Below are 17329 nucleotides of genomic sequence, written 5' to 3' on the forward strand. Positions count from 1 at the left end.
GAGATCATCCGCTGGCTCTTCGCCCTCGGACACGGTGCCTGGTTCCTCTTCGGGTTCCTCAGTCACCGCCTCATCCGGCTCAACGTCATCCGGTTCAGGCTGGGTGGGAATCACCAGCCCATCACCCACTGCCCCCCCGACGATCTCAACGTCAGGATCAACAGCCGTCTCTTCCTCAGGTTCGACTGGCTGTTCTGCTGTGGGAGTTTCCTCGTCCGGCTCTTCTGCTACTGGAGTGTCTGGAGCTTCAACCTCAGCTTCCGCTGTCGTCTCGTCATCGGCTTCGACCGGCGCTTCCGCTGCTGGAGTTTCCTCAGCCGGTTCTTCTTCGGCTACCGGAGTATTTGGAGTTTCAACCTCGGCTTCTGCTGCCGTTTCTTCCTCCGTTTCGGCAGGCACTTCTGCAACCGTCTCCTCTTGAGCCTCAGACTCCCCATTATCGGGGAAGGCCAGAGCATCCTCAACGGGGGTAGAGTCGGCAGGCGGAGCTGTATCTGCAGCCGTATCGTCGGGCTCTGCCGTCTCCGGCTGCTCAGTAAAGACGTCTGGCTCTTCTTGAATCTCGGGAGCTGGGGATGCGGGCGCAAAAGATGCAGCAGGTGCTGGAGCAGGTGCTGGAGCAGGTGCTGGAGCAGGTGCGGGCGGAGCTGTCGCAACAGTTCTGGTACCTGCTGACCCTGCCAAAAAGTCTGTAGCTACCCAAGCTCCGTCTGTGGTTTCAGCCCAGAAGTAGGAGCCTGCAGGGACTTGAGCGCCCGTCAAGAAGACTACTGCACCATCTGCTAAACTGCCGACGACCTCACCATTAGGCGTGCGCCGTAGGTTCACGCCACCGCCTGCCTGGGTCGTGATCACCGCAGTTCTTGCGGAGCTATCCACCACACCCGCCTGGCTAGACACCAAGGTAGCTTGTCCAGAGGTAGAGGTGGCTGAATATTGAAGAAAGTCTGTGGCTACCCATTGACCATCACTGAGCTCTGCCCAGGTATAGCCGCCTGCTGATACTTCGCGTCCTGTCAACGATACAGGCGCGCCATCCGGTAATCCACCTGAGATGGCTCCATTGGGCGTGCCTCGGAGATTAACGCCGACGCCACTACGGGTGACGATCAGTGCCTGCCCAGTAGCCATGCCTCCACCGGAACTAGCTGGAGCGACTCCTACTGTGTCTACCAAATCCCCAAGACCAAGGGAACTCAGGGTTTCTGGGCCAGCTTTACCGTCTGCTAGGAGCCCCATAGCTGCTTGGTAGCGCAGAACGGCTGCTTCGGTTCTAGCGCCGTAGATGCCATCAGCCGTCACCCCTAGCGATCGCTGAATATCGGCTACAGCACCTCCGGTACTACCCTTGCGGTAGATCATGGCTTCGGCGGGCGTGGCTGCACTGAGCAGGGTGAAGAGGGCGATCGCTCCAACTAACCCCATCCAGGCCGAACTGGGGATGCGCCAGTCAGCCAACCCAAACTCACGCATGGGTGCTTGGGGGGAGGGATCAGAATAGGCAACCGAGTGGTGGATAAAGGCAAGTGATTCCATAATGCCCCTGTCGTGGCGTAATGGTGGCTAGACAACAGGCGATCGCCCTAGCGTGGCTGAGCCGCATCTAGTACTCTTAACTCTTCCTAGTGTAGGTGAGTCCTGAGCATAACCAAGGCGCACCCTATAGGTGCCTTCAGTGCGATCGCTAACATCACAACTATATAAAGACTTCCCTAAAACAGCCACCCTTTCGCCAAGCAGTTTACAAACCCTGTGCTAGCTGATCTGTAAAGATGCCATTAGCCTACGAAGCACAGTTGACACTCCCTGGTAGTTTTACCTGCTAGACATCAGCCGATGAACTCAACCAGGTTGCCCTAGAGAGTACCGATTATTTTGACGCTGCTCCAATCCTAGGGGCGATCGTTCTGAGTTCTGGAGGTCGATCGTTCAGAACGCTTGCGTAGGCAATCAAGCATTTGCTGTCTGACGGCTTGAGACCAGCGGTCAAAGTCTCCCGGCGTGACGACTGTCAATGTCGAATGCTGCTCACGACGGGCACTGGAATTTGCTTGGAAATCCATGACAGTTATTGCATTGGGGTTCATCCCTAGGCTGACATAGATTGCTATGGATCAGCATCTAGCTCTATGCGCTTATTGCATGTTGGGAATGTATTATTCGCAAGATAGGGATTTTCTATGCTTCAACGTATGCTGCAGAGGTAGTAACCGTGGTACTTTGCCTGTTCTGCTCTTGATGCCCTCAGGTTGTTCTTGAAATGGGCGTGTCAGGATTTGTCCATGTGCCACAGGATAATTTAGGCATCAATCTTTACATCTAAGTGATTTACATCTAAATGTGAGAGCTGCTTCACGGACAAAACTTGTTGGTCAGTTGATCGAAAGCCCTCACCTTTAGGCGAGGGAGCCGGAGAGGTGAATGGGATCCCGTCACCCAAGGTACAGGGATTGGGGGCTAAGCTTTTGTCAGTCAATCAGGCGCTGGGCTAGGCTCGTTAAGGCGTCGCCGGTGACGCGACAGGTGCGCCAATCGGGTAAGACGGTGGCTCCCATGGTTTTGTAAAAGCGGATGGCGGGTTCGTTCCAATCCAACACGCTCCACTCCAGCCGTCCTAGGTCGCGATCGACGGCAAGCTGGGCCAGGGTTTGCAAAAAGGCTTGACCAATCCCCTGCCGCCGATAGTCGGGCAACACAAACAGATCTTCTAGGTAAATGCCTGGCTTGGTGAGAAAGGTTGAGTAGTTGTAGAAAAATAGCGCGAAGCCGACAATCCGCTGATCTACTTCCGCAACCAAAGCTTCCACATAGGGGCGATCGCAAAATAGATGATTGTGCAAACTCTCGGCATTGCCCACCACGTGGTGAGACAACTCTTCATAATCCGCCAAGGCCTGCACCAACTCAAACAAGACGGGGGTATCGGGAGGATGAGCTGGGCGAATCGAAAGACCTGGGGAATGAGAAACCATTGTGCGTTAACAATTAATGTATTGATCTAGCTCCCACGCCGTTACTTCAGCGTTATGAGCATTCCATTCATGATACTTGAAGCCTAGGAACGTCTTGGCAGCCTGTTCTCCCATCATGGCCATGAGTAGGGGGTCTTGCTCGAAACACTGGAGCGCTTCTAGCAAACTGGTGGGCAACATGTCTAGATTAGAAAACTCCGAGCCTCGGACAAACATGTTTTCATCCAAGCGATCGCCCGGACTAGTATGCTGAGCGACCCCATCCAATCCGGCGGCCAACAGGGCGGCCTGGGCTAGGTATAAGGTAGTGGCTCCATCCAGCAATCGGCATTCAAACCGTCCGGCATCGGGAATGCGGATCATGTGGGTGCGGTTGTTGCCGCCATAGGATAGGTAGCGAGGGCTCCAAGTGCTGCCGGATTCGGTGGTGGTGGCTCCTAGGCGGCGGTAGGAGTTAATGGTGGGATTACAGAGCGCCGTCATGCTCCGGGCATGACCGAGCACCCCAGCCAGGAATTCGTAGCCCAGGGTGGAGAGCCCTAGTTCATCGTTTAGGTCGGCGAAGACATTGGTGTCTCCTTGCCAGAGGCTCATGTGGATATGGGCCCCATTGCCGGTGAGGTGGCTGAAGGGCTTGGGCATGAAGGTGGCGGTCAGCCCCTGCTGTTCTGCCAAGCTCTTCACCATGTATTTGTAAAACACGTGGCGATCGGCGGTGGTCAGGGCATCGTCGTAAGTCCAGTTGATCTCAAACTGCCCATTAGCATCTTCGTGGTCGCACTGGTAGGGCTCCCAGCCCAGTTGCTCCATGTAGGTGACCAAGGTGGAAATGAAGCCAAACTGCCGCATCAGGTTCATTTGGTCGTAGCAGGGGCGGGTGGCGGTGTCTAGGTCGTCGGCAATTTTGTAGCCCTGCTCGGTTTTCTTCAGCAGCAGAAACTCGGCTTCCACACCCGTTTTGTAGGTATAGCCGAGGGTTTGACATTGTTCCAGCACCCGCTTAAAAATCACCCGAGGTGCGGCTTCAAAGGGCTGGCCATTCATATACACATCGCTCGCGACCCAGCCCACGGTGGGTTCCCAGGGCAGCACAATCAGCGAGTTGGGATCGGGAATGGCGGCAATATCAGGTACTTCGGGCCCTAGACCCAGGTTGGAGGCAAAGGGCGCAAAACAGGCCCCATTTTTCTCGACGTCAGCAATTTGTCGAGCGGGCACCAGCTTGGCGCGGGTTCCGCCCAGCAGATCTGTGTAGGAAACCAGGAAAAATTCTAGTCCCAAATCCTTGGCCTGCTCAACCAGGCTTTTCTCCGACGGCAACGTTCCAACCATAGCGGCTCTCCGAATGTCGTTTCTCAGTAAATCAACCTTTTTGATCCAGTATTTGTATAGTTAGATACGTTTCATGGTTTCCGTGGCGGGCGATCGCTTTTTTCCTAGCTCATGCACCCTTCATGACCAATCTAGGCAGGCCAAATCACAGTCCGTAGCCATCGTTACAAACTTGTTTGGAGAGCGATCGCACACTTGACATAACAATTTTCTTATCGTTCCGTCCAACCCAGTTCTTCGGTACTTGGCAGCTCCTAAGCACAAGTGTCCAGAGCTTTTCATGCTTACCTGTCTAGGATAAATCCATCCCAAGACAGGTATAAAAAAGAGCGATCGCCCTTTTACTCACGAATTCCATTGAGTGTTATCCACCTGAGAGTTACTCATGTCGCCTGAAGCAACAGAATTTCTCGGAACCTTCGTCACAGAGACCTACTATTACTGGGCCTCTGTGTTCATGCTCGCCATTCACGCAGGCTTCCTTGCCTACGAGGGCGGTGCAGCCCGGACTAAGAATGTGTTGGCCACCATGGTCAAAAACCTGCTCACCCTATCCGTCGTGGGGTTGTCTTTCTACTTCTTTGGCTGGTGGGTCTATGCAGGGTTCTCCATCTTTCCGCGCTTTGGTCCAATTCTTGGCCCTTGGACTAGCGAACTCCCCGCCAACCTTGGCACCCTGGACGGTGATGGCCTGTTGGACTTTGTTGCTAGCACCTATCCATGGTCAACGGCGATGGCCCCCAACCTTTCGGATAATCTAACCGGGGTCTTTTGGTTCGCCTTCAGCTTGTTTGCCATGACCACCGCTTCGATTATGTCTGGAGCCGTGATTGAGCGCATTCGCCTCGGTGCCTACCTAATCTTGGCCGTCGTTCTCGGGGGATTTACCTGGGTGGTGGCAGGATCGTGGGGTTGGAACTACTGGGGCTGGTTTAACACCATGGGCTACCACGACTTCGGTTGTTCAGCCGTCGTCCATGGCGTGTCGGGATTCTTCGCCCTAGGGGTTTTGATTAATCTTGGGCCTAGAATTGGTAAATACGACGCCAACGGCACCCCCCGCGATATTCGTCCCCACAATCTGCCTCTGACTATGGTGGGATTGATGCTGATTTTTGTCGGCTTCTACGCCTTCCTAGCTGGCTGCGTGATTTTTGGTCCTGGTGCAACAGTGGAAAGCACGATTTACGGTTCTCCCATGACCCTTGCCTCCATTGGGGTGAATACAACTCTAGCGCTCTGTGCAGGGATTGTGGGTGCTTACCTTGGCTCCAAGGGTGATCCATTTTTCACGATTTCCGGTGGGCTGGCGGGCATCATCTCCGTGGGCGCTGGGTTAGATTTGTACTCTCCGCCGTTGGTTATTCTAATTGCCTTCATCGGTGCGGTCACGATGCCTTGGGTGGGCAAGTGGATTGAGAAAATTGGCATTGATGATGCCGTGGGTGCCTTTGCGGTACATGGCTATTGCGGCATGTTGGGCGCGATGACCGTGGGCATTATGGCCAGCGGCTACCAAGTGCTAGACTATCCTCCCATTAACTTTGGTGGACAGTTGCTGGGTACGTTCCTCTGCACCATTGTGCTGGGCTTGATTCCCGGGTATGGGGTGAGCTGGGTACTCAAGAAAATGAACCTGCTGCGCGTACCGCCTGAGGAAGAAATTGAAGGGTTGGATATCGGTGACTTCGGCGTTACTGGCTACCCGGAATATACGATTGTTCCCGAAGCTGCTGAACGTACCGAAGCCCCTATCAGTCACTAGTTCTTGGATCAGAGGAGACTGTTATGTTGATGATTGAAGGCTTGGCTGTGGCCAGCCCGTTCCAAACCTGGGCCGAGTTTGAAGGAGCTATTGATGGTCCCACCGGCGGCGCGATCTATACCTTTGCCGATCGCCCTGGAATTACTGCCATCTTGCTGATTGTCTCGGCGCTGATGTTCATCTATTTTCTCTATGCGTCGTTCCACACCAAGATCAACGACGAACCAGCCAAGAGCCCTACAGCCTTAGGAGTACTGTTCCTGGCTGGAGCCGTCTCTCTGGCCTCAGCGGCCTACGATGCCTATGCCAACCGCCAACCCCAAGAGGCCTTCCAGCGGCGCTCTACGCCGGACGCGATCGCTCGTCAGCGATCAGGGTCGCCGATGTTGTTGGGGCTAATGGGCATGACGGCTAGTCTACCAAAAGCATTTCAGACGCGATCGAAGCGCCGCCGTAAACCTAGCCGCGATCGCTATTCTCGGTTCTAAAACCGAACGTCTGTTTAATCTTCCGCTGTTGCGGTTGCAATGTGTTGAAGGGTGGGGCCATCGTGCCCCTTTTTTTATGGCAATTTAGGCTGAAGCAAGAATTGTAAGATTGCTCCCTTCAGCCGTGCTCTGCTACATCACCAGCCAAGCTTTCAGCTATGGCTGGAGTACTACGAAGGATCTTGATAGATGGATTAATCTGAGAGCGATCGCTCATCTAGAGATTACACTGAGCAAAAGATCTAGAGCCTTCTGGTGATTTACCTATGTCTCTCCCAAACGGCCCCAAAACCCCACCATTACTGCTTTTGCTACGATGGATTGCTGATCCCATCTCCATTTTGCAAGCCTGTGCCCAGCAGTATGGCGAATGTTTTACGCTCAATCTTGGGCGATACGCTCCTTTCGTCTTTTTTAGCCACCCTGAAGCCATCGAGCAAATTTTTGCGTTAGGAGATGATGCGGTGCAGGTAGGCTCGTCTAATAGCATCCTGCGTCCTACCCTGGGTGATCATTCCTTGCTGTTACTCGACGGCGATCGCCACCAGCGGCAGCGACAGTTATTGATGCCATCCTTCCACGGGGAACGAATGCGCGCCTATGGAGCGTTGATTCAGCAGGTCACCGAGCAGGAGATCCAAACCTGGACAGCGGATCAGGTTTTCACCCTTCGTCCTGCCATGCAGCGTATTTCCCTGCAGGTGATCATCGAGGCTATTTTTGGCGTTCAGGACAGCGATCGCGCCCAGGCACTACAGCAGCGCACGGCGGATTTACTGCACCTGACTACGTCACCCCTAGGCTTTGCCTCCGCCTTCTTCCCCATCCTGCAGCGTGATTTTGGACGGTGGAGTCCGGGGGGGAAATTTCTCTACCTGAAGCAGCAGGTGGATGATTTGATCTATGCCGAAATCCGTGATGGGCGATCGCACTTGGACCCTAGTCGCACCGACGTGTTGAGCCTGATGATGACAGCGGTAGATGAGCAGGGCCAGGGCATGACCGATGTGGAACTGCGGGATGAACTGATGACCCTCTTGCTGGCGGGGCATGAAACCACGGCAACGGCCCTGAGCTGGGCTTTGTACTGGATCTATCAAAATCCTGCCTTGGTGCAGCAACTGCGTGATGAGTTGGCCCAACCCAGCGAGGGCGATCGCCTTTCCCTGATGCGGCTACCCTTGCTGAATGCTGTTTGTATGGAAACCCTGCGCATTTATCCCGTCGCTTTTATTGCTGGGCCACGCTTTTCCCAGAAACCCATTTCAATTATGGGCACAACGTTTCCGGCAAACACCCTGCTCACCCCCTGTATTTACCTAGCCCACCGGCGTTCTGAGCTGTATCCTGACCCAGAAACCTTCCGCCCGGAGCGCTTTCTCGATCGACAGTTTTCTGCCTTTGAGTTTTTGCCCTTTGGTGGCGGCAATCGGCGCTGCATTGGCTCTGCCTTTGCTCTGTTTGAGATGAAGCAGGTGTTGGCTACCATCCTCAGCCACTGTGACGTGGCGATCGCTGAACCCCAGCCCGTTCGCCCTGTGCGGCGAGGGGTAACCATTGCTCCCAAAACGGGAATTCGTGCCCAGCTTGTAACTCCTCAGAACAAGGGCACGTATGTATCGATGCCAATGCCGAAGACCGTGCCATCAAAGTTGACAGAATGATCGGTAGAGTTGCCTAGGCTATAGCCGCCGTAGAGCAGGACGCGAGTGCGGCGGTTGAGATCATAGGTCAACTCTGCCACCAGTTGATGGTAGGAATCGAGGCGATCGCGGTGAGTAAAGTCTACATGGGTAAATCGGTAGTCTAGACCCACCGCCAGATTGGGCTGTAAAGCATGACTTAGACTGGCGCTTAGGGACTGAATCACCCGACTGCGATCGCTCGGATCGGCAATGCTCCAACGGGCTTGATAGGTACTGCTGACGACCAGATCATCAGCTAGATCGTGCTGCCAAGACACCAGCACCCGAGGCGAATGATCGTTCAAAAAGCGATCGCCACTATCGGAGTCGAAAAGTTGACGGTTGCTCCAGTCAGCCGTAATGGATACCTGATTGGACAGATTATGGCGTACACCAGCCTGGAGCCGCAGATCGTGGTAGTTGAGGTCGGTCAAGCTGCCGTAGCGGGAGATCCCACCTTCCACCGCCGCAATCAGGCTTGTGTTGACACTCAGCGGCTGTTGGGCATAGAGTCCTAAGCTGGGTCGTAGGATCCCGTCATCGCTGGGATCGCGATCCTCCAGCAAAATATTATCGCTGCGAAAGTAATGGACATCCATCAGCAAGAACAGGCTGGGACGCATGGAGCGGGATGGCGTGGTGTCGCGTAGCCGCAAGGTGCCTAGTTCTGGATCCTCAACGGCAGGGGAAGGGGCGATCGCTTCGTCGTTACTCCTCAGCTCCTCGGTTTCTTCAGGGATTGGGGCCTCCACAGGCTCGGCGATCGGCTCTGCCTCTTGAAGACGCAGGATGCCTAGTTCTGGATCAGTGAGGGATGGGATGTCAGCGATCCGATCCGGTTCCGCCGCAGGTTGTTCTGGAGGGTTAACCGCTTCTGTACCCTGAGCAGTGGCACCCAGGGCCAACCATAGCCCAAGTACAAGGCCCAGATATCGTAACTTTTGGACAACAGTCTGACGACGACAGCCATGCAGAGGAGACTGGCGGATTCCTGCACTATTCAAATTTTCTACTCCTTGCCCTAGGGGGATATGTGTCCGCCCCGTATCAACCGACAGGGCTCATATCAAATCCGGTTAGACACGCTATGTATTCAAGGCTGCGGCAGTACCCAAATGTCTGTAGCCCCTTAGTAAAGGGGCGGCGCAGCGGGGGATCGAAGGCAGGATAATCCCAGCCATGACTATTCAACCGGACTTGATAGTAGGAGGAATTTCGATCCCGCTCAATCTTAGCTGATTTAGTTTCGGCCGCCTCTTCCACCAGGAAAGCCATCGTCCACACCTCCTCCCTGACCAGGAAAACCATCGTCTACGCCTTGTCCTTGACCAGGGAAGTCTCGGTCTGGAATTTCACCCAGGCCTGAATCGGGATCGGTAGGGCGATCGGGACGGTCAGGACGATCGGGGCGATCGGGGCGATCGGGACGATCGGGACGATCAGGGCGATCGCTAGGACGTTCTCCCAAGCCGGGCGTCCCATCTGGGTTACCACCGCGAACATCGCGGTCATCGCGATTTATAGGGTTAGAACGATCAGGACGATTGGGGCGATTGGGGCGATCGCCTTGGTTTTGTTGATTAGCGCGATCGCCTTGATTTTGTTGATTGGAGCGATCGGGTTCGGTTGGGTTATTGGCATTGTCGATCACAGGCCGATCGCGCTGTTCTTGGCTCACTTCCCCAGACTCCCGCAAAGTGTCGCGGTTGGTGCGAGTGCTGCGATCGCTTGGCGTACGGTTCGATGGAGGCACAACAAAGGGTTGCCGAGCAAAGTCGGGCATTTCTAAATCTGTGGGCATCTCGTCGCCATTGCTGGGCGGCAGCAGCACAAACGCTGGAGTATCGATCGCCCCCTCTGCATCAACGGGCTCATAGGCATCCAACGCCTCTTGCATTTCCTGTTGCACAAGGGCGATCGCTGGGTCGTTGTTGACCTGCTCATCCGTCGGCGAAACGCCCTGCATCAAGACGCTAGTTTCATGGAACAGGTCGAGGTCAAAGTTGTAAACCGCATCGAGGCGATCGCCCACCGCCACGGCCATCTGCCCTGCCTCCAACTCCCATGCCTGGGAGCCATCGGTACTGTAGGCTCGAATGCCGCTATTGGTCAGCGCGCCAATTAAGGTGGTGTCACTCTCTTCGATGTAGCGAACAAAGAGAGCTGAGCCCTGGATGCCGGCGGCGGCGTTGGGCGTACGAATATAGGTGCTGCCCTGACCAGGGGGAACCAACAACAGCACCGTGCCATTGGATAGGGAAAAGTTGCGCGTGCCGGGGGTAAACCAGAAAATTACCTGTTCACCCATGCGGCCTAGGGAGCCGTCATTGAAGCGCAGCTCAGCCAGGGATGATTGCCCCGTGGTTAAGCCATCGCCAGGAGTCATTGTGTCAGAAATACGAGCCGCCCGAGAGTTGCCGTCTTGCAAAATAAGCTGCACTCGGTTTTGGAGCGACTCAACCGTAGCGCGGGTGAGAGCCGTCTGAGCAGCCGCAGGATTGGGCATGGCTAGTAGGCTACAACCTACTGCGATGAGGAGGGAAATTGGGCGACGAAGCATGGCTAGTCTCCTAAGCACTGAGTACAAGTGGAATTGCGATCGCACCAATGATTCAGGCTGACCATCACTGCATAAGTAAATATCCTCAGCACTGGCTTGAAGCTGTTAAGGAGGTAGTTGTCTGAAGGAGACCCTATAGTGGGAGATCCTATATTGAACGATGCTGTGGATGCTGTCATCAATAAAACCTGATGTATGTCCCTCAGACCCATTAGTTCTTATGATGCAAGATGATTCCTAGTTGTTCCACAGGGGTACTCTCAAACATCTAGGGCGATCGCCCCATGCCTCTACATACCTCTATATATCTCTTTCAAGTCAATTCTAGAAATTCCAGAACACTAGTAGGGAAAGCCCTATAGATTCGTAGGATGTCTCTAGCCTACTCTGCGAAAGACGAGCTATGGGTATGGTTAAGGGCAAGAGGTAGGCTATGTAAAGGTTACGGCGTTTGGTATGACCCCTAGGGTTGCCGGGAGAAGATCTCATATCAAGTTCTGTTGAATGGTCATAGCTGGGATATCCTGCCTTCGATCCCCATCAAACTCACGCCCAAACACCAAAAAATCGGCGGTCCGAGAACTACTCCAACCGCCGAATGATCAGCCTAGGGCTAGGGCTAGCACCTTGAGTCCATCTAGAACAGATTCAAGTCGGTGACCGCACCCAGGCTGCTGGAGGATACCAGCTTGGAATATTTGGCCAACACGCCACGGGTGTAGCGCGGTGTCGGAGGCTGCCACTGGGCCCGCCGCTGGGCTAGCTCTTCATCCGAAACATGCACCTGCAGCAGACGCGCATCGGCATCAATGGTAATCGTGTCATCTTCCTGAACCAGAGCAATGGTGCCGCCTACATAGGCTTCCGGAGCCACGTGCCCCACCACCATGCCGTAGGTGCCGCCGGAGAAGCGTCCGTCGGTAATTAGACCCACGGAGTCACCCAACCCTGCGCCGATGATGGCAGATGTTGGTGCCAACATTTCCCGCATACCCGGGCCGCCCCGCGGCCCTTCGTAACGGACGACGATCACATTCCCTGCCTGGATTTTGCCAGCGAGAATGGCGGCTAGACAGTCTTCTTCCGATTCAAAGACGCGGGCTGGCCCAGTGATCTTGCGGTTCTTAATACCGGTGAGTTTGGCGACAGCTCCCTCTGTAGCCAAGTTGCCCTTGAGGATACCCAGGTGCCCAGCGGCATACATGGGTTTGTCCCAAGGACGAATCACGTCTTGATCGGCGGCGGGCTCGTCGGGTATGTCTTGGAGCAGCTCGGCTACGGTCTGTCCGGTGATCGTCAGGGCATCGCCATGCAGCAGGCCTTTCACCAACAGCATTTTCATGACTTGGGGAATGCCGCCGGCTCGGTGTAGATCGGTGGCGACGTAGCGCCCAGAGGGTTTTAGATCACAGAGGACGGGTACCCGAGCCCGGATGGTTTCAAAGTCATCAAGGGTGAGAGGTACGCCCATGGTGGAAGCGATCGCCAATAGGTGTAGCACGGAGTTGGTGGAACCACCCACGGCCATGATCACGGAAATGGCGTTTTCAAACGCCTGGCGGGTGAGGATTTGGCTGGGTAAGATCTGCTGACGAATGGCATTGACCAAGGCATGGGCCGATTTTTCGGCGCTCTCAGCCTTCTCCGCATCTTCCGCTGCCATGGTGGAGGAATACATCAAGCTCATGCCCATGGCTTCAAAGGCTGAGGACATGGTGTTAGCGGTATACATGCCGCCGCAGGAGCCAGCACCGGGGCAGGCATGTTTCTCCACCGCCACCAATTGCTCGTCGTCAATTTTGCCAGCGCTATATTCACCCACGGCTTCAAAGGCGCTGACCACCGTTAGGTCTTTGCCGTCTAGATGACCGGGCTTGATGGTGCCGCCGTAGACGAAGATGGCGGGAATGTTCAGGCGCGCCATGGCAATCATGGCACCGGGCATGTTCTTATCACAGCCACCAATAGCCAGGACTCCATCTAAGCTTTGTCCGTTGCACACGGTTTCGATAGAATCGGCAATCACATCTCGCGATACTAGGGAATATTTCATCCCTTCGGTGCCCATGGAAATGCCATCGCTGATGGTGATGGTGCCAAAGAGTTGGGGCATACCGCCGGCTGCCCGCGCCCCTGCTTCTGCTCGTAGCGCTAGGTCATTAATCCCCATGTTGCAGGGGGTGATGGTGCTATAGCCATTAGCAATGCCGATGATCGGCTTGATGAAATCTGAGTCTTGGAAGCCAACCGCTCGTAGCATGGCGCGGTTTGGGGTGCGCTGCACGCCCTGGGTCACAACTTGGCTTCTACGGTTTTCTGGCATGGCGTTCTTCCTTCAAAAATTAATGGGTGCCGACGCTCTCCCATGGATGGCGTGAAGAGCGAGGTGCGGCTCTCCAACCAGCAAGGTTCCAACCATGGGCAGCGTCGGCGATCGCAAGTAAACTGTGGCTGACTATGGCTAACTGTGGCGAATACTGGGATGATCGGCCGCGATCGCCCCTGGATTTCTTCCTTCAGTGTAAAGCGACTCGGTCTCTCACTTGCCAGAGTTTCGGGCACAATAAATAATGAAGGGTCTTGTGCGGTTGTGCAAGGGCCGATGTTGTCTAGGGAAGTCCTATGAGTTCGTCTACGATTCGCCCTGCTCGGATTAGCCATGTGTTGCCCGACTCCATCGCTGCTGAGATTGGGTTTGCGCCGGGGGATGCGATCGTATCCATTAACGGTCAAGCGCCGCGAGATTTGATCGATTACCAGTTTCTCTGTGCCGATGAGGTGCTGGAGCTGGAAGTGTTGGATGGCAAAGGGCGATCGCACCGGATTGAAATCGAGAAAGACTACGATGATGACCTAGGTCTGGCCTTTGAAACGGCACTGTTTGATGGATTGATCCAGTGCAACAACCGCTGCCCCTTTTGTTTTATTGACCAACAGCCGCCGGGCCTGCGGGATACGCTATATCTCAAAGATGATGACTACCGCCTCAGTTTTCTCTACGGCAGCTATCTAACGTTGACCAATCTGGGACAGCGGGAGTGGGATCGGATTGCCCAGATGCGTCTGTCGCCGCTCTATGTCTCGGTTCATGCCACGGAGCCAGAGATTCGCAGTCGGCTGCTGAAAAATCCTCGCGCCGGTCAGTTGATGGATCAACTGCGCTGGTTCCAAGAGCAGCGGCTGCAAATCCATGCCCAGGTGGTGGTTTGTCCGGGGATCAACGATGGTGTCCATCTGACCCGCACCTTGACCGATCTAGCTTCGTTCCACCAGGGTGACCTGCCCACGGTGATCTCGGCAGCCGTGGTGCCCGTGGGTATGACTCGCTTCCGCCCCGATGAGGATGAACTAACGCCGGTGACGCCGGATCTCGCCCGCCAGGTGATCGCCCAAGTGCAGGATCTACAGGCTCAGTTCCAAGATCGCTTGGACTCCACCTTTGCCTGGCTTGCAGACGAATGGTTTTTGATTGGGCAAGCGCCTCTGCCGCCGGAGTCGCACTATGAAGACTACCCGCAAATTGGCAACGGTGTCGGGTCTATCCGTCTGTTTCTCAAGGAGTTTGACGAGGTGGCGGTTGACCTCCCCGATCGCCTCCCCAGTCCGCGTACGTTCACCTGGGTGGTGGGTAATGCGGTGGAGACGGCTTTTCAGCCCTTGGTGCAGCGGCTGAACCAGGTTGATGGTCTCACGGTCAATCTTGTGGCGATCGCCAGCCGTTATTGGGGACAGGAGATTAGCGTCACGGGGTTAATTACCGGCCAGGATATTCAAGCGGTGTTGCGATCGCAGCCCCTAGGGGACGGCATCCTCTTGCCCACCCTGATGCTCAAGCATGGCGAAACGCGCTTTCTGGATGACAGTACGGTAGAGGAGTTGGCCCAAGCCCTGAAGACACCCATTTGGTTAATTGATGATCTGGATGCCCTGATCGATTGCTGTAGTGGCTTAGAGGACGATCGCGTGACCTGCATTCGTCCAGAAGCGATCGCTGTATCCTAAGTCTGTTCGGGGGCGTTTGTTGCTGGTCACCAAAAATTTGTGCCAAGGCTGGGAGTTTCACCAAGAGGTAAGTTATGGTGTCCATAGAAGGGGGGCTTGAGTTGTTTTCGAGAGGTAGAGCAGACTTCATCACTCCGTGACATGGGGTTGAAACTTAAGTTGATCCTGTCCTGAATCTAGATGCTTGCCTTGGAACTAATGAACGATAGGCATGTAGTTAGATGAAGGCAATCTTCTCATTGTCCAGTTGCAACACTCCGCCAGCTCTGGAGACTTGAATGCTAATTGGTGGGCGATACGACATCATTCGATCGCTGGGTCGAGGCAGTTTTGGGAAAACATTCCTGGCTACCGACACGTTTCGACGTGGTAGCCCCAAGTGTGTTGTTAAGAAATTTCAGCCCCAATCGACCTTGCCCTCGTTGCTCGGTCACGTGCGCGAGCTGTTTGAGCAAGAGGCCCAGCGCCTCTATGAACTCAGTACCCACGACCAAATTCCTAGTCTGCTTGATCATTTGGAGCAGAACGGTGAATTTTATATTGTTCAAACCCTGATTGATGGCAATGATCTCCGCCAGGCCTTTGCCTTAGGCAGCCGCTGGGATGAAAAAAGTGTGGTATCCCTGATGCACGAGATTCTAGAGATTCTCGCGGTCGTTCACAGTCATCACATCATCCACCAAGACGTTGCTCCCCACAATCTGATTCGTCGCTGGACGGATAAGCGGCTGGTGCTGATTGGGTTTGGCAGTATGAAGGCGATCCGCAATATGATGCTGACGCCCGAGGGAACGCCCTACTTTACTCGTCCTGTCGGTACCTCGGGCTATATGCCTAAGGAGCAAATTGAAGGGCAGCCGCAGGAGGCTAGCGACCTCTACGCAGTGGGGATGCTGGGTATTCAAGCCATGACTGGATACTTGCCCAACCAACTGCCGCGCCATTCCGCCACGCTAGATATTGACTGGTATGACCAAGCGCCGTCGGTCAGCCCTATGCTGCGGCGGGTGTTAGATAAACTGGTGTGCTACGAGGTGGGCGATCGCTATCAGTCTGTTGTGGAGGTGATTGCCGATCTACCCGATCCGCCGACCCGCCCAGCGCCGCCTATCCAGCCCATTGCTGTGAGTATTGACCTAGACAGTTTGGTGGAAAAACCGGTGCCGCCGCCACCGCCCAAACGCCGCATTTGGAGTCTAGCGATCGCTCCTCAGTTTGCCTTTGTCCATGATTTTTCGGAAGGGCTAGCAGCGGTGGTCAAAGAAGGACAACTGGGCTATATCGATCCATCGGGGGCGATCGCCATTCCCCCACAGTTTGAATTTAACTGGATCAATAGTCTGCGGGAAGGCGCGTACCAGTTTTCGGAAGGGCTGGCCCGGGTGGCGATTGGCCATGCCTGGGGCTATATCAACAAGCTTGGAAAAATCGTGATTGCGGCCCAGTTTGACGGAGCCGAAAATTTCCATGATGGCCTAGCGCGGGTGGAGCAGAACCACCGCTACGGCTACATCAACCTCCAAGGTGAGGTTGTGATTCCGGTGCAGTATGCCAGCGCTGCCCAACGATTCAGCGAGTCTTTGGCCCATGTGGAATCGGATCAGCGTCACGGCTACATTAACGCCACTGGACATTTTGTCATTGCGCCCCAGTTTGACAGTGCCGATCATTTCAACGAAGGGCTAGCCCGCATTACCCTCAATCATAAATATGGGTTCATCGACAAGACAGGAGCGATCGTCATTCCCGCCGAGTTTGACGTGGCCCACACGTTCCGCCAAGGTCTAGCTCGGGTGCGCATTGATGAGCGCTATGGCTATATCAAACCCAATGGCGACCTAGCGATCCCCGCCCAGTTTGACGACACCTTTAGCTTCACGGAAGGGCTGGCCCTTGTGCGCAACCACGATCGTTATGGATTTATCGATCCTACGGGGGCGATCGCCATTCCGCTGCAGTACGAAGATGCCTACCCCTTTTCTGAAGGCTTAGCTGCGGTCAAGCTAGATCAAAAATGGGGCTATATCAATGCCCAGGGCAAATTTTTAGTTGAGCCCATCTACGAGGATGCGCGTTCCTTCCAAGACGGCCTAGCTGCTGTGCAGCAGGATGGTTTATGGGGCTATCTTCGAGAAGAGTAGAGCCCGCTGAGTGTGAGACGTATGGGGCTGAGCGCATCAGTGAGAAGACGTAACGATTGGCAGGTGTTGCTGAATGCAAGTATGAATTTCTAAATCCGCCCTCACCTTGGGGAGAAGGGTTGGGGATGAGGGCACCATATATCGATCCAGCTATACCGATTGGCAAGCATTGAGCGCAACCGAAAAGCTCAAATCCTGAGGAGAAGAGGGTTGAACGACGTCGAAACCCGGCAGCTTTCATGGCATGGAGTCCACCTGCCTAGCACCCCTGAGGTTGACGGCTACGTTGGTCGAATCAGCACCACCGGCGTTTGTTCATCAGCGTTGCCAGCGGGATTGGTAATCAACGCCTGTTCCAACAAGCCGGGGGCAATGCCCGAGGAT

General features: G+C 54.8%; 12 protein-coding genes. 5 read left to right on the forward strand and 7 right to left on the reverse strand.

Features of this window, described 5'->3' with window-relative positions; translation table 11 throughout:
• From V6D20_04220 to glnT, 4 genes are all read right to left on the reverse strand, one after another.
• On the reverse strand, positions 1-1536 hold a 1536-nt coding region (locus V6D20_04220), incomplete at its 3' end, for a peptidoglycan-binding protein (protein ID HEY9814998.1).
• A gap of 356 nt (positions 1537-1892) precedes the next feature.
• On the reverse strand, positions 1893-2063 hold the full coding sequence (locus V6D20_04225) for a hypothetical protein (protein ID HEY9814999.1): 171 nt from the start codon (positions 2061-2063) through the stop codon (positions 1893-1895).
• 405 nt (positions 2064-2468) lie between these two features.
• Entirely contained in the window at positions 2469-2972 is a 504-nt protein-coding gene (locus V6D20_04230) for a GNAT family N-acetyltransferase (protein HEY9815000.1), read from the reverse strand.
• 6 nt (positions 2973-2978) lie between these two features.
• On the reverse strand, positions 2979-4304 hold the full coding sequence (gene glnT / locus V6D20_04235; protein HEY9815001.1) for a type III glutamate--ammonia ligase: 1326 nt from the start codon (positions 4302-4304) through the stop codon (positions 2979-2981).
• 385 nt (positions 4305-4689) lie between these two features.
• Here glnT and V6D20_04240 point away from each other — a divergent pair, with 385 nt between their 5' ends.
• The 3 genes from V6D20_04240 (at position 4690) to V6D20_04250 (ending at position 8221) form a co-directional block, all read left to right on the forward strand.
• The gene (locus tag V6D20_04240) at positions 4690-6069 is read left to right on the forward strand and encodes a hypothetical protein (protein ID HEY9815002.1); all 1380 of its coding nucleotides are present in this window, start codon (positions 4690-4692) and stop codon (positions 6067-6069) included.
• A 23-nt stretch (positions 6070-6092) separates the two neighbouring features.
• Positions 6093-6557: a hypothetical protein gene (locus V6D20_04245; GenBank protein HEY9815003.1), complete on the forward strand. Its 465-nt coding sequence runs from the start codon at positions 6093-6095 to the stop codon at positions 6555-6557.
• 266 nt (positions 6558-6823) lie between these two features.
• On the forward strand, positions 6824-8221 hold the full coding sequence (locus V6D20_04250; protein ID HEY9815004.1) for a cytochrome P450: 1398 nt from the start codon (positions 6824-6826) through the stop codon (positions 8219-8221).
• Here V6D20_04250 and V6D20_04255 read toward each other — a convergent pair.
• The 3 genes from V6D20_04255 to ilvD form a co-directional block, all read right to left on the reverse strand.
• Positions 8155-9246 carry an outer membrane beta-barrel protein gene (locus V6D20_04255; protein HEY9815005.1) on the reverse strand — a complete coding sequence of 364 codons (1092 nt, stop codon included), beginning with the start codon at positions 9244-9246 and terminating at the stop codon, positions 8155-8157. The genes V6D20_04250 and V6D20_04255 overlap by 67 nt on opposite strands.
• Before the next feature lie 236 nt (positions 9247-9482).
• Entirely contained in the window at positions 9483-10802 is a 1320-nt protein-coding gene (locus V6D20_04260) for a hypothetical protein (GenBank protein HEY9815006.1), read from the reverse strand.
• A gap of 637 nt (positions 10803-11439) precedes the next feature.
• Positions 11440-13125, reverse strand: coding sequence for a dihydroxy-acid dehydratase (gene ilvD, locus V6D20_04265; protein ID HEY9815007.1), 1686 nt, complete (start codon positions 13123-13125; stop codon positions 11440-11442).
• A 299-nt stretch (positions 13126-13424) separates the two neighbouring features.
• Between ilvD and V6D20_04270 the strand changes: the two genes are divergently transcribed.
• Together V6D20_04270 and V6D20_04275 are read left to right on the forward strand one after the other, a co-directional pair.
• A complete protein-coding gene (locus V6D20_04270; GenBank protein ID HEY9815008.1) occupies positions 13425-14804 on the forward strand; it encodes a TIGR03279 family radical SAM protein in 1380 nt (459 codons plus the stop codon).
• 278 nt (positions 14805-15082) lie between these two features.
• Positions 15083-16945: a WG repeat-containing protein gene (locus V6D20_04275; GenBank protein ID HEY9815009.1), complete on the forward strand. Its 1863-nt coding sequence runs from the start codon at positions 15083-15085 to the stop codon at positions 16943-16945.
• The last annotated feature ends 384 nt before the right edge of the window (positions 16946-17329 follow it).

It is taken from the genome of Candidatus Obscuribacterales bacterium, from assembly GCA_036703605.1.
Taxonomy (GTDB): domain Bacteria; phylum Cyanobacteriota; class Cyanobacteriia; order RECH01; family RECH01; genus RECH01.